The organism is Micromonospora sp. AP08, from assembly GCF_008085935.1.
Lineage (GTDB): Bacteria > Actinomycetota > Actinomycetes > Mycobacteriales > Micromonosporaceae > Micromonospora > Micromonospora chersina.
In genome coordinates this window covers 19,878-42,219 of record NZ_VSEZ01000007.1, presented here as the reverse complement: position 1 = coordinate 42,219, position 22,342 = coordinate 19,878, and the positions used below count along the sequence as shown (strand labels likewise).

Annotated in this window: 19 protein-coding genes; 11 read left to right on the top strand and 8 right to left on the bottom strand. The window is 73.7% G+C overall.

The window, feature by feature from the left end; all coding sequences use genetic code 11:
* Positions 1 to 8 precede the first annotated feature (8 nt).
* A complete protein-coding gene (locus tag FXF50_RS13890) occupies positions 9 to 1,757 on the bottom strand; it encodes an ATP-binding protein (RefSeq protein ID WP_148427888.1) in 1,749 nt (582 codons plus the stop codon).
* A 262-nt stretch (positions 1,758 to 2,019) separates the two neighbouring features.
* Here FXF50_RS13890 and FXF50_RS13885 point away from each other — a divergent pair, with 262 nt between their 5' ends.
* Entirely contained in the window at positions 2,020 to 3,627 is a 1,608-nt protein-coding gene (locus tag FXF50_RS13885) for a hypothetical protein (protein ID WP_187399677.1), read from the top strand.
* A gap of 9 nt (positions 3,628 to 3,636) precedes the next feature.
* Here the strand turns inward: FXF50_RS13885 and FXF50_RS13880 are convergent, their stop codons facing one another.
* Positions 3,637 to 4,047 (bottom strand): hypothetical protein, encoded by a 411-nt coding sequence (locus tag FXF50_RS13880; protein ID WP_148427884.1) that lies wholly within the window; start codon positions 4,045 to 4,047, stop codon positions 3,637 to 3,639.
* A gap of 340 nt (positions 4,048 to 4,387) precedes the next feature.
* On the opposite strand from FXF50_RS13880, the gene FXF50_RS13875 reads away from it, so the two are divergent.
* Complete coding sequence (locus tag FXF50_RS13875) at positions 4,388 to 5,926, top strand: M4 family metallopeptidase (protein ID WP_148427882.1); 1,539 nt, start codon at positions 4,388 to 4,390, stop codon at positions 5,924 to 5,926.
* Between the two features lie 119 nt (positions 5,927 to 6,045).
* On the opposite strand, the gene FXF50_RS13870 is transcribed toward FXF50_RS13875, so the two are convergent.
* Positions 6,046 to 6,876 carry an alpha/beta fold hydrolase gene (locus FXF50_RS13870; RefSeq protein ID WP_148427880.1) on the bottom strand — a complete coding sequence of 277 codons (831 nt, stop codon included), beginning with the start codon at positions 6,874 to 6,876 and terminating at the stop codon, positions 6,046 to 6,048.
* A 72-nt stretch (positions 6,877 to 6,948) separates the two neighbouring features.
* On the opposite strand from FXF50_RS13870, the gene FXF50_RS13865 reads away from it, so the two are divergent.
* Positions 6,949 to 7,992, top strand: coding sequence for a sigma-70 family RNA polymerase sigma factor (locus FXF50_RS13865; RefSeq protein ID WP_148427878.1), 1,044 nt, complete (start codon positions 6,949 to 6,951; stop codon positions 7,990 to 7,992).
* 87 nt (positions 7,993 to 8,079) lie between these two features.
* Here FXF50_RS13865 and FXF50_RS13860 read toward each other — a convergent pair whose 3' ends face one another.
* Entirely contained in the window at positions 8,080 to 8,865 is a 786-nt protein-coding gene (locus FXF50_RS13860; protein WP_148427876.1) for a pyrimidine reductase family protein, read from the bottom strand.
* A 150-nt stretch (positions 8,866 to 9,015) separates the two neighbouring features.
* Between FXF50_RS13860 and FXF50_RS13855 the strand changes: the two genes are divergently transcribed.
* The 6 genes from FXF50_RS13855 (at position 9,016) to FXF50_RS13830 (ending at position 15,697) form a co-directional block, all read left to right on the top strand.
* Complete coding sequence (locus tag FXF50_RS13855; protein ID WP_148427874.1) at positions 9,016 to 9,561, top strand: plasmid pRiA4b ORF-3 family protein; 546 nt, start codon at positions 9,016 to 9,018, stop codon at positions 9,559 to 9,561.
* A gap of 252 nt (positions 9,562 to 9,813) precedes the next feature.
* The gene (locus FXF50_RS13850; RefSeq protein ID WP_148427872.1) at positions 9,814 to 11,130 is read left to right on the top strand and encodes an ABC transporter substrate-binding protein; all 1,317 of its coding nucleotides are present in this window, start codon (positions 9,814 to 9,816) and stop codon (positions 11,128 to 11,130) included.
* A gap of 121 nt (positions 11,131 to 11,251) precedes the next feature.
* Positions 11,252 to 12,232, top strand: a complete 981-nt coding sequence (locus tag FXF50_RS13845; RefSeq protein WP_148427870.1) for a carbohydrate ABC transporter permease — start codon at positions 11,252 to 11,254, stop codon at positions 12,230 to 12,232.
* Between the two features lie 9 nt (positions 12,233 to 12,241).
* Complete coding sequence (locus FXF50_RS13840; protein ID WP_148427868.1) at positions 12,242 to 13,138, top strand: carbohydrate ABC transporter permease; 897 nt, start codon at positions 12,242 to 12,244, stop codon at positions 13,136 to 13,138.
* Positions 13,135 to 14,568 (top strand): GH1 family beta-glucosidase, encoded by a 1,434-nt coding sequence (locus FXF50_RS13835; protein ID WP_148427867.1) that lies wholly within the window; start codon positions 13,135 to 13,137, stop codon positions 14,566 to 14,568. The genes FXF50_RS13840 and FXF50_RS13835 overlap by 4 nt, the downstream gene beginning before the upstream one ends.
* Before the next feature lie 82 nt (positions 14,569 to 14,650).
* Complete coding sequence (locus FXF50_RS13830; protein WP_148427865.1) at positions 14,651 to 15,697, top strand: LacI family DNA-binding transcriptional regulator; 1,047 nt, start codon at positions 14,651 to 14,653, stop codon at positions 15,695 to 15,697.
* A gap of 5 nt (positions 15,698 to 15,702) precedes the next feature.
* On the opposite strand, the gene FXF50_RS13825 is transcribed toward FXF50_RS13830, so the two are convergent.
* Positions 15,703 to 16,776 carry a phosphotransferase family protein gene (locus FXF50_RS13825; RefSeq protein ID WP_148427863.1) on the bottom strand — a complete coding sequence of 358 codons (1,074 nt, stop codon included), beginning with the start codon at positions 16,774 to 16,776 and terminating at the stop codon, positions 15,703 to 15,705.
* 150 nt (positions 16,777 to 16,926) lie between these two features.
* Between FXF50_RS13825 and FXF50_RS13820 the strand changes: the two genes are divergently transcribed.
* Together FXF50_RS13820 and FXF50_RS13815 are read left to right on the top strand one after the other, a co-directional pair.
* Positions 16,927 to 17,631 carry an amino acid-binding protein gene (locus FXF50_RS13820; protein ID WP_148427861.1) on the top strand — a complete coding sequence of 235 codons (705 nt, stop codon included), beginning with the start codon at positions 16,927 to 16,929 and terminating at the stop codon, positions 17,629 to 17,631.
* Positions 17,632 to 17,711: 80 nt separating this feature from the next.
* Positions 17,712 to 18,797, top strand: coding sequence for a GNAT family N-acetyltransferase (locus FXF50_RS13815; protein ID WP_148427859.1), 1,086 nt, complete (start codon positions 17,712 to 17,714; stop codon positions 18,795 to 18,797).
* 189 nt (positions 18,798 to 18,986) lie between these two features.
* Here FXF50_RS13815 and FXF50_RS13810 read toward each other — a convergent pair whose 3' ends face one another.
* The 3 genes from FXF50_RS13810 to FXF50_RS13800 all read right to left on the bottom strand — a co-directional run bounded on the left by FXF50_RS13810 (position 18,987) and on the right by FXF50_RS13800 (position 22,224).
* Positions 18,987 to 20,552: an aldehyde dehydrogenase family protein gene (locus tag FXF50_RS13810; RefSeq protein ID WP_148427857.1), complete on the bottom strand. Its 1,566-nt coding sequence runs from the start codon at positions 20,550 to 20,552 to the stop codon at positions 18,987 to 18,989.
* 267 nt (positions 20,553 to 20,819) lie between these two features.
* Entirely contained in the window at positions 20,820 to 21,344 is a 525-nt protein-coding gene (locus tag FXF50_RS13805; protein ID WP_148427855.1) for an isochorismatase family protein, read from the bottom strand.
* A 100-nt stretch (positions 21,345 to 21,444) separates the two neighbouring features.
* A complete protein-coding gene (locus FXF50_RS13800; protein WP_148427853.1) occupies positions 21,445 to 22,224 on the bottom strand; it encodes an LPXTG cell wall anchor domain-containing protein in 780 nt (259 codons plus the stop codon).
* Positions 22,225 to 22,342 lie beyond the last annotated feature (118 nt).

Below are 22,342 nucleotides of genomic sequence, written 5' to 3'. Positions count from 1 at the left end.
TCAGCCCTCTAGAACGGGATGTCGTCGTCGGCGGCGCCCGAGCCGACCACCGCGAAGGGGTCGACCGCCTGGGTGATCGAGCGCAGCGTCTCCGAGGGCGCCCGGCCGGCCTCGGAGACCCGGGTGGCCCAGGCCGGGAAGGGGAACTCCAGGCAGAGCGGGACCGGGATGTCGGGCTGGTTGACGAACATGGTGCCCGGCTTGGCCAGCAGGGCGCGCTGGCGCTGGGCGGGCGGGAGGAAGCCGTATTCCGGGCGGGACGCCTCGGCCGGGTCGAGCCGGCCGACCACCCGGATCGCCGAGTTGGTGACGATCCGCCGCTCCACCTCGCTGGCGGTCTGCTGGGCGCCGACCAGGATCACCCCGAGCGAGCGGCCCCGCTCGGCGATGTCGAGCAGCACCTCCTTGATGGGGGAGGAGCCCTCCCGGGGGGCGTACTTGTTCAGCTCGTCGAGGACGACGAAGAGCAGCGGCTTGGCGGTGCCGGCCTTCTCCTTGCGCTCGAACTCGCTCTTGAGCGTCACGCCGACCACGAAACGCTGCGCCCGGTCCGGCAGGTTGTGCAGGTCGACCACCGTGACCTGGGCGGACTCGGCGGTGTTGATCGAGTGCGGGCGGCGGGTGGCCAGGTCGCCCCGGATCAGCCGGCCCAGGTCCTTCTTGCTGCCGATCAGCCGGCGGGCGAACGCGTTGACCGTGCCCAGGCCGACCGCGCTGCCCGCCCAGTCGCCCCGGGTCTCGTCGTCGTTGAGCTGCTCGACGACGTGGTCGACCAGGTCGGCGTAGGACCCCAGGCGGACCCCGTCGATGCTCACCCCGCCGTCGGCGGGCTGGGCGTGTCGGGCCAGGTGGGCGGCGACCGAGTGGACCACCATCGTGTACTGCTGCCGCTCGTCGTCGGCGTCGGCGAAGACGTAGGGCAGCAGGCGGTCGGCGCAGAACTCGCTGAGCGTCCAGTAGAAGCTGTCCACCCCGGTGAGCCGGCTGCTCACGTCGGGCGTGCCGGAGGAGTCGCCGACCCGGGGCGGGGCGTGGACCCGGACGTCGGGGAAGGCGCCCGCGTCGAGCCCGAGCTTCGCGTAGCCGGCCCGGGTGGCGTCGTCGAGCCGGGTGTTGGGGTGGTCGAGGAAGAGCAGGTCCTCGCCCTTGACGTTGAAGATCAGCGCCTTGGCGTTGACCGCGTCGCCGCCGAGCACCCCGGAGCGGAAGACCGAGTAGAGCAGGAAGGTGGCGAAGCTGGTCTTGGTGGCCACGCCGGAGATGCCGGAGATGGAGACGTGCGCGCCCCGGGTGCCGTCGAGGAAGTCGGCGTTGAGGTAGACCGGCACGCCGTCGCGGCCCATGCCCATGGGGATGCGCCGCTCCATCCGGTCGAAGTGCAGCGCCCGGGCCCGGGCGTCGCCCTCGGCGCGGTGCACCACGGCGCCGGGGGTGGGCGGCACGTAGAACTCCGGGTCGACCCGGGTGGTGGTGACCTCGGCGGCCTCCTGCACCTGGGCCGGCAGGGTGCCGTCGGCGATGGCGAACACGTCGGAGTCGAACTGCGCCCCCTCGTGCCGGGCGCGCACCTGGGTGACCACGCCGGCGATGGTGACCGGCTCCCGGTCGGGCAGCTCGCGGCGGGTCACCACCACGTCGTCGAGTTGGAGGTAGCTGCCGGGCGCCACGGCGGTCCAGAAGGTGAGCGGGGTGGCGTCGGCGGTGCCGAGCACCCGGCCGACCCCGTCGCCGGGGCCGTCGAGCAGGTCGTCGGTCATCGGCTGTCTCCGGTCGGCTGGTCGTCCCGTTCGCGGCGCACGTCGTGCATCCTGCCCGAGGGATGCGACAGGTTGCCACGCGACGCGGCGGACGCCACCCCGCCGGTCCGCCGACCCTGCGCAGCGGGACCGCCCGCTGACTCTGCGTACGCCTGGTCGGCCATTCCGGCACCGCCGGGGCGGCTCGCGGGAGATCCTGCAAGGGGCCCGAGGACGCGAGGCGCGAGGAGCGGCGGTGGAGGCAGTCCGCAACCGGACGGCGATGCTGCTGCTGCTCGCCGTGCTGCCGCCCGTGGTGCAGGAGTCGGTCCTGGTGGGCATCGGCCTCCACGGCGCCCGCGGGCTGGCGCCGCAGGTGACCGCGGTCTGGCCGTACGACTCGTTCCACGACCTGCGGTGGCTGCTCGTCTTCCACGACTCCTGGGGGAACTTCCTGCTCGGGCTGGTGGCGCTCACCGTGTTCCGCGGGGTGCTCACCGCCGGGCTGACCGCACTGGCCTGGCCCGCGCGGGCGGCCCGTCCGTCATTCGGCTGGCTGGTGCGGCGGAACCTGGAGGTGGCCGCCCTCGCCCTGGTGATCATCTCGCCGTGGGCCGCGATCTCGGTCGCCTTCTCGGCGGTCGCGCTCTCCCTCTACCTGTTCGCCTCGCTCGCCCCGATGCTGGTGCTCGCCCCGTTCCTCCAGCGCGCCGGGGTGGTCCGGCACTGGTGGCGGGGCCTGCCCACGATCGAGCTGCTCGGCTGGTCGGTGCTCAACTTCGTCGTGCTCACCGTCGCCGGCGCGGTCATCTCCAGCACGTCCGGCTGGTGGGGCGTCCCGGTGGCGGCGCTGGCCGGCCTGGCCAACGGCCTGCTCTGGCAGCGCACCGTGGCGGCGGCCGTGCTGCCGGCCCGCATCCGCCTGGCCCGCACCCCGGTCGCGCCGGTGGCGATCGTCCTCACCATGGCCGCCGCCGTCGCGTCGCAGACGCTCGTCGGCCTGGCGCTGGGTCCGCCGGCGGAGTGGCGACCCCCGGTGATCGCCGAGCGGCTGCCCGACCGGGTGCCGCACGCGGTGATCGCCATCGCCGGGCACGACTCGCAGTGGAACGGTCGCGCACCGGAGGACCCCCGGGTCGAGCGCTTCTCCTACGTGGGCCTCGACGGGCAGGGCCGGCCGCTGCCGTACGGGCCGGAGGCCACCCACCAGGCCCTGGACTCCAGCGCGGTGCTGCTCGCCGCGCAGGTCGACGAGTTGCACAAACGGACCGGCCGGCCGATCGCCCTGCTCGGGTTCAGCGAGGGCGCCATGGTGGCGCGGACCTACCTGGACAAGTGGGCGCAGCCCCTGCCCGTGGAGGCGGTGCTGCTGTTCAGCCCGCTCATCCAGCCCGGCCGGGCCTACTACCCGCCGGCGGGCTACTCCGGGTGGGGCGTGGCCGCCGGCTGGGAACTGCGCGGGATCTTCTGGCTGGCCAACCTGGGTCGCAAGGTGAAGAGCGCACCGGACGAACCCTTCGTCCGCTCGGTGCTGGTCAACGCGCCGTTCTACCGCAACCGCACGCTCTGCCCGGTGGCCGGGGTCCGCATGATCGCCTTCCTGCCCACGGTCAGCGCGGCGGAGGCGCCGCCCGGCGAGTACAGCCGGATCCCGACGTTCCAGATGCCCGCCCTGCACGGCGGGCTGATCGGCCAGCGGCTCGCCCAGGAGCGCGTGGTCGACTTCCTCGCGGGCGGCCGGGTCGACAAGCCGCGCCGGGAGTACCGGCTGCTCCAGCGGCTGGGCGCCGCCTGGCAGGCCCCGCCGCTCCCGCTGGCCCTGAACCCGGTGTGGGCGGCCGACCGGGAGGGCGACCCCGCCTTCAGCGGCCGGATCTGCGAGCCCCGCTGACCGGTCGCCTCACTCCGACCGGCCGGTGGCCCGGCGGCGGCGGAGCAGCAGCCGGATCGCCGCCGCGTCGAGGGCGGTGACCAGGACCACCCGGATCGGCGCGTACGGCAGCATGAGCAGATTGACGGCGATCGCCAGCGCGGCGCAGCCGATCGCCACGGTGGCCGCGCCCCGCCGCCCGGTGACCGCCGCCAGCCCGGCGAGCGCCAGCGCGCCGCCGACTGCCAGGTGCAGCCAGGCCCAGCCGGTGACGTCGACCGGGTAGAGGCCGCCCCCGCTCAGCACCAGGAACGGCCCGGACCGCAGCGTGCCGTACGCGGTCAGCACGTCGGCCAGGCCGGTGGCGACCAGCAGCCCACCGGCGAGCAGCGGACGGTCGGCCTGGTCCGGCGCCGTCCCGGTCGCCTGCGGTGAACGCATGCCCCGAGGTTACGGCGCTGGTCGCGGACGGGTTCGCGAGACGGCGCAGCCCGACCCGGCGGGTGCGGGTCCCGGCGCGGCGACCGCCCCGGAGCCCCGGGTGGTGAACGGGATGCGAAAAGTCGTGGAAAAAATCTTGGCCGAAAGTCGTGACAGACATGGGCCGCCTCCGGCAAGAATGTGCAACAACGCATCGAGGATCTTTCCTCCATCGATCCGTCGTGCGTCGCCGCGCCGTGTGACCTGCACGAACGCGGCTGATCCGGCGTGCCCTCCCACGGCGGGTCACCCGTCGGTCGGTACCCCCCCGACCGGCAGTCCTAGTGAAGGTAGGAACTTCATGCGTCGTACCACTCTCCTCGGCGGGCTGGCCACGGCGGCGCTGCTCGCCGCCGCCGGCACGCTGTCCGCGACGGCCTCCGCGGCCCCCGTCTCCACCGACGCGTTCACCCGGGCGGTCGCCCAGCTCAAGGCCCACTCGGGCAGCGCGCTGGTCGCCGACGGCCAGAGCTTCACGCTCAAGAACGTGCAGACCGACGCCGACGGCACCGAGCACGTCCGGCTCAACCGTTACCTCGACGGCCTGCCGGTGCTCGGCGGCGACACCGTCGTCCACCTGGGCAAGGGCAACACCTGGAAGGGCGCCAGCCAGAGCCTCGCGGCCGCGCCGACCCGGGGCGCCAAGGCCCGGGTCAGCACCGCGACCGCCGGCCGGGTCGCGCTCGCCGCCTCCACCGCCGCCACCCGCCGGGTCGACGGCACCCAGCTCGTCCACGACGCGGACGCCGCCGGCACCACGCTGGCCTACGAGGTCGTCGTGGGCGGCGCGTACGCCGACGGCACCCCCAGCGAGCTGCACGTCCTGGTGGACGCCACCACCGGCAAGGTGCGCGACTCCTGGGAGGGTGTGCAGCGCGACGGCACCGGCAACACCTTCCACTCCGGCACGGTCACCGTGGGCAGCACCCTCTCCGGCAGCACGTACCAGCTCGCCGACGCCACCCGGGGCGGTCACAAGACCTACGACCTCAACGGCGGCACCAGCGGCACGGGCACCCTGGTCACCAGCGCCTCGAACGTGTTCGGCGACGGCACGCTGGCCAACCGGCAGACCGCCGCGGCCGACGCCGCGTACGGCGCGCAGGAGACCTGGGACTTCTACAAGAACACGTTCGGCCGCAACGGCATCCGCAACGACGGGGTCGGCGCGTACAGCCGGGTGCACTACAGCACCAACTACGCCAACGCGTTCTGGAGCGACTCCTGCTTCTGCATGACCTACGGCGACGGCGGCTCCGGCTGGTACCCGCTGACCTCGCTCGACGTGGCCGGTCACGAGATGACCCACGGCGTCACGAGCAACACGGCCGGCCTGCGCTACAGCGGTGAGTCGGGCGGTCTCAACGAGGCCACCAGCGACATCTTCGGCACCCTCGTCGAGTTCTACGCGGCGAACAGCAAGGACGCGGGCGACTACCTGATCGGCGAGAAGCTGCGCACCAGCGGCGCCCCGCTGCGCTACATGGACAAGCCCTCGAAGGACGGCGCCTCCGCCGACTGCTACAGCACCAGGGTGAAGAGCCTGGACGTCCACTACTCCTCCGGCGTGGCGAACCACTTCTTCTACCTGCTCGCCGTGGGCAGCGGCTCGTCGGCGTACGGCAACAGCCCGACCTGCAACGGCAGCACCGTGACCGGCATCGGCAACGCCAAGGCCGGCGCCATCTGGTACCGCGCGCTCACCACCTACATGACGTCGCGGACCGACTACGCCGGCGCCCGTGCCGCGACCCTGTCGGCCGCCGCCGACCTGTACGGCAGCGGCAGCGCCGAGTACACCACGGTGGCCGCCGCCTGGTCGGCCGTCAGCGTCAACTGATCCACCCGGCCCGGCGTCGGCGGACTCCTCCCCGTCGACGCCGGCCGGCCGCGTTCTGCCACGGCGGGCGCGGGCACGCCACCCGGCGTCCCGCGCCCGCCGTCGCCGTGCCGGAGGGGTCAGCCGGCGAGCACCTCGCGCAGCCGGGCGGCGAAGGCCGGCGGGTCCTCGGCGAAGCCGACGTGCCCGCCCGGGAACATCGCCGGCGCGGTGCCCAGCTCGGCGGCGAGCGCCCGCGAGGTGCGGTCGCAGACCTCACCGGTCGACCGCTCCCCGAGGCCGACGACGACCCGGGTCGGGCCGTCGCGCAGGGCGGCCACGTCGGGCCGGAACCCGGTCGTCCCCCGGATCATGTGCAGGTACTGGAAATGCTCGTCGGCCGCCGCCTGCGGGTCGGGCTCGCCGCCGAACATGCCCAGGACCACCTCCTCGGGCAGGTGGATGTTCGCGTTGGCCAGGAACTTGCGCCCGGCGCCGAGCCGGTCCCCGGCGCGGTAGGTGGCGATCATGTCGGCCTCGCGGGCGAACAGTTCCTCCCGGTCCGGCAGCAGGCCGAGCAGCGGCGGTTCGTGCGCGACGACCGTGTGCACCCGCGAGGTAGGGGCCTGGGCCAGGGCGAGGACGGTCACGGCGCCGCCGCTGGACCCGAGCACGGCGGCCGGACCCGCGTCGAGGTGCGCGAGGAGCCGGACGACGTCGTCGGCGCGCAGCTCGGGTGTCGAGTCCTGGTGCGGGTCGTGCAGGACGCTGCGGCGGATCCCGCGCGGGTCGGTGGTCAGCACGGTGTGGTCGGCGGCCAGCAGGTCGGCCAGCGGGGCGAAGGCGTCCGCGTCCATCGGGGCGGCGACCAGGGCCACGAGCGGCCCCTGCCCGCGTACCTCGTAGTACAGCCGCCCGTCGGGCACCGCCAGGGTGCCGGTGGTGACGGGCGCGGTGGACATGCTGCTCATCGGGTCCTCCAGAGTCGTGACGGGCGAGCCGTTCACCTTCCTGACTCCGGCGCTGCGGCAGAATCGTCGGTCGTGAGCGTCAGTTCCCCGACCGCCGCCGGATCTCCGGACCGGGCCCCGGTCGACGAGGCCGCCTTCACGGCGCTCGTCGCGCCGCTGCGCCGGGAGCTGCACGCCCACTGCTACCGGATGCTCGGCTCGGTCCACGACGCCGACGACGCCCTCCAGGACGCGCTGCTGCGGGCGTGGCGCGGGCTGCCGGCCTTCGCGGGACGCGGCTCGCTGCGCTCGTGGCTCTACACCGTGGCGACCCGGGTGTGCCTCGACGCCATCGCCGGCCGCGCCCGGCGGGCCCTGCCGGTCGACCTCGGCCCGGCCAGCGACCACGCCGTGCCGGACAGCCGCCCGGACCACGACGTCGCCTGGCTCGGCCCCTACCCGGACACCGGCCTGGCGGCCGGTCCCGTCGCCCCCGGCGCGCGGTACGAGCAACGCGAGGCGGTCGAGCTGGCCTTCGTGGCAGCCGTGCAGCACCTGCCGGGCAACCAGCGCGCCGCGCTGCTGCTCTTCGACGTCCTCGGTTACTCCGCCGCGGAGATCGCGACCATGCTGGGCACCTCGGCCACGTCGGTGAACTCGGCGCTCGCGCGGGCCCGCCGCTCGCTCGCCGAGCGGGCACCCGCGGCCACCCAGCAGCGCACCCTGCGGATGCTGGACGACGCCCGGCTGCGGGAGGTGGTCACCGGCTACGCCAACGCCCTGGAGAACGGCGACGCCGACGCGCTGGTCGCCCTGCTCACCGAGGACGTCACCTGGTCCATGCCGCCGCTGCCGCACTGGTACCGGGGCCTCGCGGCGGTGCTGGACTTCGCCCGGTCGGCGCCGCTCGGCCCCTGCGGCAGCTGGCGGCACCTGACGACCGGCGCGAACGGCCAGCCGGCGGTCGCCGGCTACCTGCGCCGCGGCGCGACCGGCCCCTACCTGCCGTGGTCGGTCGACGTGCTGACGCTGCGGGGGGACCGGATCGCCGGCATCACCTCGTTCCTGGGCGCGGAACACGCCGTGGCGTTCGGGCTGCCGGACGCGCTGCCGCCGGGGGCCGTTCCGACCCGGTGACCCGTGCGCCCGGCCGCCGGCCACCCGCTCGGCCCCGGCCGGGCGAGACTGTCCGCGTATCCCTTCCGCCCTTGACGGACGGTGCGGTCAGGCGGCCGGGGCGGCGCCGGCGGGCGGCGGCCCGCCCGGGTCGCGGGCGTAGCGCAGCATCAGCACCCCGTCGGCGGCGGCCAGCACGTGGCGCAGCGGCAGGTGCCGGGGCGGGCTGCCGTCCCCGGCGGTGATCCGGCCGGGGCCGGCCCCGGCGAGCAGCGGCGCGACCGTCAGGCAGAGCTCGTCCACCAGGTCGGCCGCGGTGAGCGCGCCGAACAGGTGCGGCCCGCCCTCGCAGAGGAGCTGGCCCAGCCCGCGGCGGCGCAGCTCGGCCAGCCCGGCGGCCAGGTCGACCCGCTCCCCGCCGCAGCGGACGAGGTCGGCCACCTCGGTGAGGCCGGGCGGCGGTTCGGCGGTCGCGCCGGTGAGCACCAGCGGCCGGACCGGCGCGTCGGCGAAGCACGCCTGGGCCGGGTCGAGATCCAGCGAGCCGGAGACGACCACGAGGGTCGGGTATTCGGCCAGGCCCTGCTCGCGGCGCCACGCCCGGCGCGCCTCGCCGAGCCGGACCGCCCGGTAGCCCTCGTGGCGCAGCGTGCCGGCGGCCACCACGAGGCCGTCACAGAGCATCCGCAGCAGCCCGAAGACCCGCTTGTCGGCCGCGCCGGAGAGCCCGGCGGAGTAGCCGTCCAGGGTGACCGCGCCGTCCGCGCTGGCCACGAAGTTGACCCGCAGGTGGGGGTGCGGGGCGCGGCCGTAGAGCGCGGCCAGTTCCGGGTCGGTCAGCGGCCCGGTGACGGGCGCCGGCCAGATCCGTTCGATCGGGGTTCCGACGCTCATTCGCCGGCCGGACCGGTGACCGGAGGGGTCGGTTCGGGGGTACGGTGCTGGCAGTCGCACCACTTCCGGCCTGGACAGTCGTCGTGCCGTCGCTCCCGGCACGCTCGGCAGATCATGTAGGCAGCCTATGCCGAGGAAGGATGGGACAGCATGTCGCGTCAGATCTTCCAGCTGAAGGTCTCCCTCGCCGGGGTCCGGCCGCCGGTGTGGCGGCGGGTACTGGTCCCCGGCGGCTACACCTTGGACCGGCTGCACCGGGTGGTCCAGCACGCGATGGGCTGGCGGGACTGCCACCTGCACTCGTTCGACATCGACGGTCGCCAGTACGGCGAGCCCGACCCGGACGGCGAGCTGGCGCTCCGCGACGAGCTGGACGTCCGGCTGGACGCGGTGGTGGGCAAGGGCGACCGGTTCCGCTACACCTACGACTTCGGGGACTGGTGGGAGCACGACCTGGTGGTCGAGGACGTGTGCGCGGCGGACCCGGACGAGCGCTACCCGGCCTGTGTCGAGGGGGAGCGCGCCTGCCCGCCGGAGGACGTCGGAGGCCCGGCCGGGTACGCCGTCCTGCTGGCCGCGTTGGCCGACCCCGGGCACGCCGAGCACCGGATGATGCGGGAGTGGGCCGGCGCCGGCTTCGAGCCGGACAACTTCGCCGCCGATCGCGCCACGACTCTGCTGCGTCGCTTCTGCTGACCGCGCACCGGGGTCGCTCTCCGGGGCCGCCCCGGTCGACGCGGTAACGATCTGGGAACGCTCCCATCGGTCTATTGACACCCCTGATACGCGCCGGCAATCTCATGGGAGCGCTCCCGCGAGTGGCGTGGGTCTCATCCCTGCCCCGCTCCCGGGTCGCCTCCGGCGGCCGCCTCGGCCGGTGGCGGCGAGACGCGCCACAGCACCCCCCACCACACAGATATCGCCTCACCACCGAAAGAGGGGTCTCGGATGAGCGTCCCAATCCGCCGTCGGCGGTTCGCGGCCATCGCGCTCGCGTCCGTCGCGGTGCTCGCCACCGCCACCGCCTGCGGCGACGACTCGTCGGACGACGGCAGCAGCAGCGGCGGCCCGGTGACCCTGGTCGTCGACGTCTTCGGCGACCAGGGCTTCGGCTACGACGAGCTCTACAAGCAGTACGAAGCGGAGCACCCGAACGTCAAGATCCAGGAGCGGGGCAAGGGTCTCGGCCTCGGTGACTACAACACCCGGCTGACCCAGCAGATCACCGCCGGGTCGGGCGCCGGCGACGTGGTGGCCCTGGAGGAGGGCACGATCGTCCAGTTCTACGCCCAGGCCGACAAGTTCGTGAACCTCGCCGACCACGGCGCGAACGACCTCAAGGGCAACTTCCTGCCGTGGAAGTGGGAGCAGGGCACCACCCCGGACGGGAAGGTGCTCGGCCTCGGCACCGACGTGGGCTCGATGGCGCTGTGCTACCGCAGCGACCTGTTCAAGGCCGCCGGCCTGCCCACCGACCGCGAGCAGGTCGGCGCGCTCTGGCCCACCTGGGACCAGTTCATCGCCGCCGGCCAGCGCTTCGCCGCCGCCGACAAGAAGCACAAGTTCGTCGACTCGGCGACCAACTTCTACAACGTGGTGCTCATGCAGACCGCGGGGGCGGGCACCGGCTACACCTACTACGACAAGAGCAACAAGCTGGTCATCGGCGAGAACCCGGACGTCAAGTCGGCGTACGACCTCACCACCAAGATGATCGCCGCCGGCCTGTCGAACAACCTGCAGTCCTTCTCCAACGAGTGGAACGCCGGTTTCAAGAACGGCACCTTCGCCACCATCGCCTGCCCGGCCTGGATGACCGGTGTCATCAAGGGTCAGGCCGGTGACGCGGCGGCCGGCAAGTGGGACATCGCCAAGGCGCCCGGCAACGGCGGCAACTGGGGCGGCTCGTTCCTGGCCGTGCCGAAGTCGAGCAAGCACGCCAAGGAGGCCGCCGAGCTCGCCAAGTTCCTGACCAGCGCGAAGGGCCAGACCGAGGCGTTCAAGAAGGTCGGCAACCTGCCCTCCTCGCCGCAGGCGCTGACCGACCCGGCCGTGGCCGACTCGACCAACGACTACTTCAGCAAGGCCCCGGTCGGCAAGATCTTCGCCGCCGGCGCGACCGAGCTGAAGCCCGTCTACCTCGGCCCGAAGAACAACGCCGTCCGCACCGCGGTGGAGAACAGCCTCCGCGCCGTGGAGCAGGGCAAGACCGCCGAGGAGCAGTGGCAGGCGGCGCTGAAGAACGGTGCGGCCGCCGGTAAGTGATCCGGCCGACCCGCCCGCGGGTGGCGCCGACAGCCCCGCTGTCGGCGCCACCCGCGGTGCCCGGAGAGCCCCGGCGTCGCCCGTGTGGGCGGGTGACGCCGGCCGAGGAGAAGGACTCCCCATGAGCCTCGACCTGCACGCCGCGGCGCCGCCCGACCCCGGACGGTCCCGCGCCGGCCGTTCCGCGCACCGCCGCGCCACCTCGCTGACCCGGCTGGACCTGAGGTACTCGCCCTACCTCTACGTCCTGCCCTTCTTCGTGATCTTCGCCGTGTTCAGCGCGTACCCCATCGCGTACACGGTGTGGATCGCGCTGACCGACCGGTCCCCGCTGAACCCGACGATCTCCTTCGTCGGGCTGGACAACTTCGTCGAACTCATCACCGACGACCCGCAGTTCTGGAACGCGGTGGTGAACACGTTCGGCATGTTCGTGCTCTCCACCGTGCCCCAGCTGATGCTGGCGCTGGTGCTGGCCAACGCGCTGAACCGGAAGCTGCGCGCGCAGACCTTCTTCCGGATGGCCATCGCCATGCCGATCATCACCTCGACCGCCGTGGTCGCGCTGATCTTCTCGATGATCTACGCGAAGGACTTCGGCCTGGTCAACTGGGTGCTCGACACCGTCGGCCTGGACCCGATCGACTGGCGCGCGAACCGCTTCGCCTCTTGGTTCGCCATCTCCACCATGGTCGACTGGCGCTGGGTCGGCTACAACGCCCTGATCTACCTGGCCGCCATGCAGTCCATCAGCAAGGACATGTACGAGGCCGCGGCGCTGGACGGCGCCTCCAGGCGCCGGCAGTTCTGGTCGATCACGGTGCCGCAGCTGCGCCCGACGATCATCTTCACGCTGATCATCTCGACCATCGGCGGCCTTCAGCTGTTCACCGAGCCCCTGCTGTTCACCAGCGGCTCGGGCGGCCTCTCCGGCGGCTCGGAGGGGCAGTTCCAGACCATCACGATGTACCTGCTCGACGTCATGAACCAGCGCTTCCGGTGGGGCTACGCCGGCGCGGTCGCGCTCGTGCTCTTCGTGCTCATCGCGGTGATGTCGACGGTCAACTACCTGCTGGCCCGCCGCATCAGCTCCGACAAGTGAGGTGACGAGATGACGACCACCACGCTCCGCCCACCCGCCCGGCCGGGTGCCCCGGTCCGGGCCGCCCACCAGGCCGAGCGGCTCTGGAAGGCCAGCCCGCTCACCTGGTTCGGGCTGGTCCTCGGGGTGATCCTGTCGCTCTTCCCGTTCTACTGGATGATCGTGATCGCCTCGCGGACCAACGACGCGGCCAACTCCTGGCCGCCGCCGTTCCTGCCCGGCGGCAAGCTCGGCGACAACATCCAACGGGTGCTCGACAACGGCGACGCCAACATCGTCAAGGGCCTGCTGAACTCGTTCCTGGTCTCCGGGACGATCACCGTGGCCACGGTGTTCTTCGGCTCCCTGGCGGGCTTCGCCTTCGCCAAGCTCCGCTTCCGGGGCAAGAACGCGCTGCTGCTGATCATCCTGGCCTCGATGATGGTGCCCATCCAGCTCGGCGTTCTTCCGCTCTACATCCTGATGGCGAAACTCGAGTGGCTGAACACCATGCCCTCGGTGACCGTGCCGTTCCTCATCGGCGGCTTCGGGATCTTCATGATGCGCCAGTACGCCGAACAGGCCGTGCCGAACGAGCTGATCGAGGCGGCCAGGGTGGACGGCTGCTCCACCTGGAAGGTGTACTGGCACGTGGTGGCGCCCGCGCTGCGTCCCGCCGCCGCCGTGCTCGGCCTGCTCACCTTCATGGAGCAGTGGAACCAGTTCTTCTGGCCGTTCGTGGTGCTGGCCGACCCGGCCAACCCGACCGTCCAGATCTCCCTCCGTAGCCTCAACACCGCCTACTTCGCCGACAACTCGCAGATCTTCGCCGGTACGTTGATCGCGACCCTGCCCCTGTTCATCGTGTTCATCCTGTTCGGCCGCCAGATCATCGGCGGCATCATGGAAGGCGCCGTCAAGTCGTGAGCAACCCAGCCAGCCCGCCCGCCGTCGGCGTCCTCGACCAGGGCGCGGCACTGACCTTCCCGCCCGGCTTCCTCTGGGGCGCGGCGACCGCCGCGTACCAGATCGAGGGCGCGGCGACCGAGGGCGGCCGCACCCCGTCGATCTGGGACACCTTCAGTCACACCGAGGGGCGGACGGTGGCCGGGCACACCGGTGACGTGGCCTGCGACCACTACCACCGGATGCCCGACGACGTGCGGCTCATGGCCGACCTGGGGCTGAAGTCGTACCGCTTCTCCGTCTCCTGGCCCCGCGTGCAGCCCGGCGGCGCCGGGGCGGTCAACTCCGAGGGGATGGACTTCTACCGGCGCCTCGTGGACGAGATGCTGGGCCACGGCATCGAGCCGTGGCTCACCCTCTACCACTGGGACCTGCCCCAGCCGCTGGAGGACGCGGGCGGGTGGCCGGCCCGGGACACCGCCGGCCGGTTCGCCGACTACGCCCAGCTGGTCGCCGACGCCCTCGGCGACCGGGTGAAGTACTTCACCACCTTCAACGAGCCGTGGTGCTCGGCCTTCCTCGGCTACGGCTCCGGCGTGCACGCGCCGGGCCGCTCCGACGGGGCGGACGCGGTCCGGGCCGGGCACCACCTCATGCTCGGGCACGGGCTGGCCGTGCAGGCGCTGCGGGCCGCCCGGCCGGAGGCGCAGCTCGGCATCACGGTCAACCTCTACCCGGTCACCCCGGCCACCGACTCGCCCGAGGACGCCGACGCCGCCCGCCGCATCGACGGTCTGGCCAACCGGTTCTTCCTCGACCCGGTGCTGCGCGGGGCGTACCCGGCGGACCTGACCGCCGACCTGCGCAAGGTCACCGACTTCGGGCACGTCCGGGACGGCGACCTGGCCGTCATCTCGACCCCGCTGGACATGGTGGGCGTCAACTACTACAGCCGGCACGTGGTCGCCGCGCCGGTCGACGGGGTCGAGGCGGAGGCCTACTGGCGGGCCCCGTCGTGCTGGCCGGGCAGCGAGGACGTCCGGTTCGTCACCCGGGGTGTCCCGGTGACCGACATGGACTGGGAGATCGACGCCCCGGGCCTGGTGGAGACGCTGGAGCGGGTGCACCGGGACTACACCGACCTGCCGCTCTACGTCACCGAGAACGGCTCCGCGTTCGTCGACGCGGTGGTCGACGGCCGGGTCGACGACCCGGACCGGCTGGCGTACTTCGACGCGCACCTGCGCGCGGCGCACGCCGCGATCAGCGCCGGGGTGCCGCTGAAGGGGTACTTCGCCTGGTCGCTCATGGACAACTTCGAGTGGGCATGGGGCTACACGAAGCGCTTCGGCATGGTCTACGTCGACTACGACAGCCAGGTCCGGATCCCGAAGTCCAGCGCCAGGTGGTACGCCGATGTGATCCGACGCAACGGCCTGGCCGCACAATAGGCTGGGCCAGCCAGTAACGGGCGGCCCGGCGCCGACGCCTCAACAGGTGCCGGGTCCGCCCGACGTCGGAGGAGCACAGACGATGACAACGCAGCGCACGCGGTCGCTCGGGCGCCCGACCCTCGACGCGGTCGCGGCCCGCGCCGGCGTGGGCCGCGGCACGGTCTCCCGCGTGGTCAACGGCTCGCCCCAGGTGAGCCCGGAGGCCCGGGCCGCCGTCCAGGCGGCCATCGCCGAGCTGGGGTACGTGCCCAACCGGGCCGCGCGGGCGCTGGTCACCCAGCGGACGGACTCGGTGGCGCTGGTGGTGTCCGAGTCGGGGGAGCGGGTCTTCACCGAGCCGTTCTTCGCCGGCATCGTCCGGGGCGTCAGCTCCGCGCTGCTGGAGACCCCCATGCAGCTCTGGCTGGCCATGGCGCAGTCCCAGATCGAGCGGGAACGGGTCGAGCACCACCTGACCAACCAGCACGTGGACGGCGTCCTGCTGCTCTCGCTGCACGACGCGGACCCGCTGCCCACCCTGCTGGAGGAGCGCGGCCTGCCCACCGTGCTCGGCGGCCGGCCGGCCCGGATGCTGCATCCCGAGGCCCAGCCGGCCTGGTTCGTCGACGTGGACAACGTCGGGGGCGCCCGGCAGGCCGTGGAGCACCTGTTCGCCCGCGGCCGGCGGCGGGTCGCCACCATCGCCGGCACCCAGGACATGGGCGCCGGCCTGGCCCGGCTGTCCGGCTACAAGGAGGCCGTCCGGGCCGCGGGCGCCGACCTCAACCCGGACCTCATCGCGTACGGCGACTTCAGCGAGGGCAGCGGCACGGCCTGCATGCGCCGGCTGCTGGAGGTCTGCCCGGACCTGGACGCGGTCTTCGTCGCCTCCGACCTGATGGCCTTCGGCGCCCTGCGCGCGCTGCGCGAGGCCGGCCGCCGGGTGCCCGAGGACGTGGCGGTGATCGGCTTCGACGACGCCCCCATCGCCCGGCAGGCCGAGCCGCCGCTGACCACGGTCTTCCAGCCGGTGGAGGAGATGGGTCGGCAGATGGCCCGGCTGCTCGTCTCGCGGATCCGCGGCGAGGAGCTGCCCAGCCCGCACGTGCTGCTGGACACCAAGCTCATCCACCGCGCCTCGGCCTGACCCCGCTACTTCTCCCGGACGGCGCGCAGGCCGTGCTCGACCAGCGGCGCCACCATCTCGCCGATCCGGTCGAAGCCCCCGCCGAGCGTCTGCCCGAGCGTGTGCCGGTAGTGGATGCCCTCGCAGATCACCGCGAGCTTGAAGCAGCCGAGCGCCACGTGCCAGTGCAGTGGCCCGACGTCCACGTCGCTGCGGCCGGCGTACCGGTCGATCAGTTCGGCGCCGGTGGGGAAGCCGGCCCGCGGGCCGATGCCGTCGGCGACCGGGTTGCCCTCGGCGCTGTCGCTGTCGCCGAGCACGTCCCAGTAGGTCAGCAGCAGCCCCAGGTCGGCGAGCGGGTCGCCGAGGGTGGCCATCTCCCAGTCGAGGACCGCCCGCACCGCCACCGGCTCGACCGTGGCGAGCAGGTTGTCCAGCCGGTAGTCGCCGTGCACGATCCGGCCGGCGTTCGCGCCCTCGGGCACGCTGCCGGCGAGCGCGTCGCGCAGCTCGTCGATGCCGGGCAGCGGGCGGCTGCGGGAGCGGTCCAGCTGGCCGGACCAGCGGCGGACCTGGCGGGCCAGGTAGCCCTCGGGGCGGCCGAAGTCGGCCAGCCCGACCGCGGCCGGCTCGACCATGTGCAGCTCGGCGAGGGTGTCCATCATCGCCATGGCGAGGTCGCGCCGCTGGCCGGCGGTGAGCGCGTCGGTCTGCTCCCGGCGCCGGTAGACCTCGCCGCCGACCTTCTCCATGAGGTAGAACGGCGCGCCGGTCACGTCGGGGTCGGTGCACAGCAGCAGCGCCTCGGGCACCGGCACGGCGGTGGGGGCGAGCGCGGAGATCACCCGGTACTCCCGGGCCATGTCGTGCGCGGTGGCCAGCACGTGCCCGAGCGGCGGCCGGCGCAGCACCACCGCACGGTCGCCGGCGCGCAGCCGGTAGGTCAGGTTCGACTTCCCCCCGGCGATCAGCTCGGCCGACAGCGGCCCGGCCAGCTCCGGCCGGTGCGCGGCCAGGTACGCGGCCAGCCGGTCGAGGTCGAGCCCGCGCGGGGCCGAACCGGTCGGGGTCTGGGGTGCGTGGACGGCCGGATCGGTCATCCGGTTAGTTGATGGCAGCTCAGCTTTGTTGTCAAGGCGGGATGTTCCCGGCGGGACATGCCGCTGCAACGGGGGCGAAATGGTCAACCGGCAGGCTGGGGCCCAGCCTGCCGGCCGCCACGGCCGGCCCGCCGAGCGGAGGGACCAGACATGCTGCTGAGAGTTCGGGTGACCCTGCCGGACCGACCGGGCACGCTCGGCCAGGTGGCCCGGACGCTCGGCGTCTCCGGCGCCGACATCGTGCAGGTGGTGGTGCTGGAGCGGCTCGGCGGGCGGGCGGTCGACGACTTCACCGTGGTCTGGCCGGGCGCGGCCCGGGTGGAGCGGCTGCTCGCCGGCCTGGCCGCGATCCCCGGCGTCCGGGTGGACGGGGTGTGGCGGGCGATCGGCGCGCCGACCACCACGGGCCAGGACGCCGAACTGCTCGCCCAGGTCGCCGCGAACCCGAACGACGGGGTGGCCACCCTGGTGGACGCGGTGCCCGGGCTGCTCGCCGCCGACTGGGCGGTGGCCGCCGTGGTGCCGCTGGACTGGGCCGCGCGCAGCGGCGACGGCGGCGAGCCGACGGTCGGACACGCGAGCTGGCGCGCCCCGGTCCCGCCGCGGCTGCCGGAGGTCACCCCACTGCGGGCCCGGGCGATCACCACCCCGGACGGACACCACTACGCGGTCGCGCCGTTCGGCCGGGCCGGCCTCGTGCTGGTGGTGGCGCGCGACCACACCGAGCCGCTCGCCGCTGCCGCGTTCCACTCCACCGAGGTGGACCGGCTCGCCCAGCTGGTCCGGGCCGGCGCGGTGATCCTCGGCGACCGGCTGGACCTCGTCGGCGCCCCGCCCGTGACCACCATCACCTGACCGGTCCCGCCGTTTCACCCGTGGGCAACGGGGGCGCAACAGGCGGCCGGCAGGGTCGAGGGTGAGGAAGGGAGCGAACCATGGCGCTGTGGCGGATCCGTGCCACCGTGGACGACCGGCCGGGCTACCTGTCGGTGCTCACGGCGAGCCTCGCGTTGCGCGGGGTCAACATCCTCACCGTTCAGGTGCACACCACCGAGGTGGGGGCGGTCGACGACTTCCTGGTCGACGCGCCCGACCGGCTCACCGAGGCCGACCTGCGCGCCGCCGTCGAGCGGGGGCGCGGCCGGAACTGCTGGGTGGCGCGCAGCGAGGCGCGCGGGCTGGCCGACCAGCCCACCCGGGTGCTCGGCCTGGCCGGCCGGTTGGTCCGGGACCCGGACGCCGCCGGCGAGACACTGCGCGTGCTGCTCGGCGCGGACGCGGTGACCTGGCGGCCGACGTCGGCCACCCCGCCGGGCGGGGTGGACCAGACCACGATGCTGCTGGCCGACCCGGCCGGCGGCTCGTACGAGCTGCGCCGCCGGGAGCCGAGCTTCACCCCGGCCGAGTACGCCCGGGCGCAGGCCCTGGTCGAGCTGGCCGCCACGGTGGCCCGCCGGGACGCCCACCGGGTCACCCTGGTGCTGCCCGACACGGCCGAGGTGACGGTCCGGCCGGCCTCCGCCGACGACCTCCCGGGCGTGCTGGAGCTGCACGAGGGGTGCTCGGACCGCAGCCGCCAGCGGCGCTACCTGAGCGGGGCGGGGCACCCGGCGCCGGCCCGGCTGCGCCGGCTGCTCGAACCGGCCCGGGGGCTGACCCTGGTCGCCACGGGCGGCTCCGGCGGTGCGGCCGCGCCGGTCGTGGCGATGGCCAACCTGCTCGGCGAGGGGGACGAGGCGGAGGCGGCGCTGCTGGTGCGGGACGACTGGCAGCGCCGGGGCCTCGGCTCGGCCCTGCTGCGCCGCCTGCTCGGGCACGCCGACCGGGCCGGCTACGCCGCCGTGCTGCTGCACGTGCAGGCCGAGAACACCCCGATGCTGCGCACCGTACGCACCCTGAACCGGCCCACGTCGGTGGAACGGGACGGCAGCGTGCTGACCGTCACGGTGCCGCTGGCTCCCCGCCGGGCCGTGCTGCCCCGGCAGGCCGACGCGACGGCGCGGTCGCGGCGGTCGTACTGACGCCACGGTGGCGTGTCGCGCCGCGTCCCGGGCCGCAACGGCGCGGCACGGGACGGCGGCCGGCGGGCGACCGCGCACCGGCGCCGGGTTCTCCGGCGCCACCTGGGCCGACCTCCGGTGCGGGGGACGGTGACACGGCAGGGCCCCCGGTGCGGGGGCCCTGTCCGTGTCCGGGCCCGGTCGGCGTGGTCAGGTCGCGGGGTAGCTGCTGTAGTCCGGGAAGTTGCCGTAGAGCCGGCCGTCGCCGCCCACGGTGACCGCCTGCACCAGCAGGTCGCCGCCCACGAAGGCGCCCTTCCACGACGCGCCCCGGCCGCCGAACGGCTCCTCCCGGTCGCCGCGGGAGCGCGGCTTGTTGATGCCCACCTTGAACGCCTGGAGGTCGACGGCGAGCTTGCCGGCCAGCTCCTCGTCGTCGCAGGCCAGGGAGGCGACCAGCGCGCCGTTGGAGGCGTTCATCTGGGCCAGCAGCTCGTCGGTGGTGTCCACCACGACGATGGTGTCCACCGGGCCGAACGGCTCGGCGTGCATGAGCCGGGACCGCCCGGGCGGGGCGAGCAGCACCGCCGGCGCCACGTACGCGGACGTGTCCTGCCCGTCGAGGAAGGGCGCGCCGTCGAGCTTGCCCCGGTGCAGCGGCACCGCGCCGCCGCGGACCGCCTCGTCGACCTTGCGGCGCAGCTCCTCGGCCTTGGCCGCGCTGATCAGCGGGCCGAAGTCCAGCTCGGGCAGCGGGTCACCGGCCGACCAGTCGTCGCCCACGGCGAGCGGGTGTCCGAACCGGACCGAGCGCACCACGGGCAGGTAGACGTCGAGGAACTCGTCGACCAGGTCGCGCTGGACCACGAACCGCGGGTACGCGGTGCAGCGCTGCTTGCCGTACTCGAAGCCCTTCTTCAGGTGCGCGGCGAGCAGGTCCCACTGGGAGAAGTTCCAGATGCCCCAGGCGTTGAGGCCCTCCTGCTCGATGAAGTGCCGCTTGTCGGAGTCGAGCAGCGCCGCCGCCACCTTGCCGCCGTTGGAGCGGCCGCCCACGAACGCCACCGCGCCGATCTCCGGGGCGCGGACCAGGACCTCGGAGAGCTCCTCGCCGCCGCCGGAGAGCAGGGTGGCGGGCAGCCCGGCGCGGCGCATCAGCGCGTGCGCCACGGTGAGGCAGACGGCCCCACCCTGCGACGGGGTCTTGGCGATCACCGCGTTGCCGGCGAGCAGCTGCACCAGCTCGGCGTGCACGAGCACGCTCATGGGGTAGTTCCAGGACGCGATGTTGCTGACCGGGCCGGGCAGCGGCTCGCGGCCGTCGGCGAGCATCCGGTCGATCTCCTGCACGTACCACCGCACGCCGTCCAGCGCCCGGTCGACGTCGGCGCAGGCCAGCCGCCACGGCTTGCCGATCTCCCAGACCAGCAGCATGGCGAGCAGGTCGCGGTGGGCGGTGAGGGCGTCCAGGGCGTCGTCGACCCGGGCCTTGCGCTCGGCGAGCGGGGTCCGCGCCCACTCCCGGTGCGCGGCGGCGGCGTGCGCGACCGCGCCGCGCGCGGCCTCGGCGTCGAGGCGGGCCAGGTTGACCAGCACGGTGTTGTCGACGGGGGTGCGTACCGGGCTTGGCGTGCCCACCGCCCGCCACCCGCCCTCGATGAGGTTGTGCAGCGTGGCGGCGCCGTCGGGCGTGGTGCCGAAGGCTTCCGGCGCGGCGGCCACCGCGCGGGCGAGGGTGTCGGACCAGGAGGTGCCGTCGGCGAGTCTGAGAGCCATCGCGATCTCCTCAGGGTTGTCCGGGGGAGCGGCGGCGTCGATGGCACCGCTGGTGTCGCGTACTGTCCCGCGTGGTCGAGCGCGCGGGCAACCGTACGCTCGTATGCCAGGACGCCCGTCCCGCCGCCGCGACACGTCGCGGCCCGACCACCACGGCGTTGACCTGGAGGTACGCGGGAATGGTATCGAAGGCTGTCGATTATGTGATCCAGCTCCGGGCGGCGTCGACCGGGTTACCCGTCAGTACGGATCAACCCGCCGGCCGGTTCAACCGCCCAGCGCCGCGATCGCCTCGGCGGTCGTGCAGACCGTGCCGAGCCGGCGGAAGACGTAGTCGACCGCGAACTCGTGGGCGTACGCGTCCAACCCGGACATCGCGTCGTGCGGCAGCACCACCCGGTAGCCGATCTCCTCGCCGATCCGGGCGGTCTGCTCGACGCCGAAGTTGGTGGCCAGCCCGCCGATCACCAGCGTGTCCACCCCGCGCTCCCGCAGCGCGGCGTCGAGCCCGGTCTCGTGGAAGGCGCCCCAGGTGTGCTTGACGATCGCCAGGTCGCCCTCGCGGGGCGCCACCTCGGGCAGCAGTTCGCTCCCCGCTGGCTGCGGATCGGGGCCGGGCCGGTCGGCGCGGACCACCACCACGGTCGCCCCGGTGGCGCGGGCGGCCTCGGCGAGCGCGAGGCAGCGCTCGACCACCTGGGGGCCGGTGTGTGGGGCGGTCGGCTGGTCCACGATGCGACGCTGGAGGTCGATCAGGACGACGGCGGTGCGGGTCGGGTCGAGAGCGTCCACCTCAAGATCATATCCAGGCTGGACCGCCGGAGTGGCCCCGGAAAGGCGGAACCGGCCGCCGGACCGAGGTCCGACGGCCGGTTCCGTGCCGGAGTCCGGCTCAGCTGGTGAAGGTGATCTTGTCCCGGCGGCGACGCAGCGCCATCAGGAGGACACCGCCGCCGATCAGGGCCAGGCCGGTGAGCGAGATGCTGGTGGCCGCCACGCCGGTGAGCGGCAGGCCGCCCTCGGTGCCGCTGCCGCCGCCCGCGCCGCCGCCGACCGAGGTGCCCGGCGTCGGGGTGCCCGACGGGTTCTCGGACGGGTTCTCGGAGCCGCCCGGCGTCGGGGTCGGGGTCTCCTCGCCCGGAGTGGTCGGGGTCGGCGTCGGGCTGCCGGTCGGCGACCCGGACGGGGACGGCGACTCCGACGGCGCCGGGGTACCGGCGCAGGTGTGGCTCAGGTTGAACTTGGTGGCCGTGCCGCTGATGACGGCGCTGCCGTCGACCAGGGTCCAACCCGCCGGCGTGAAGACGTAGGCGTGGATGGTCCGCGGCTCCTTGCCGCCGGTCGAGTACAGGTAGTCGGGGTAGGCGTCGGAACCGTCCGGCACCTTGATCTCGACCTGGTTGGTGCCGTCGCTGTAGGTCAGCGTCAGGCTCTCGAAGTTGCCCGACTCCTTGCCGCCCGGCAGGACGAAGTGCCAGCCGTCCTGGTTGTCGGCGAGGTTGTCGAACCGCTCGTCGTCGCACTCCTGCTGGAAGCCGGCGGCGGTCTGGTCGTGGTGCGCCGGGTTGAGCGGGACGGTGCTCGACGCCCACGCCGGGACGGCGAGGGAGAGGAGGGCCGTGGCGGCGGCTGCGGTGAAGGCCGCGCGCGCCACGTGCCGACGCTGTGGCATGAGGAATCCTCCGAGATCGAGAGAGGGGACGGCACATGATCGCATGAGGGGACCCGACGGGCGACATCGGACGAACGGTCTGAGCTGCGACGATGTCGCCCGGGAAGATCGAAATTCG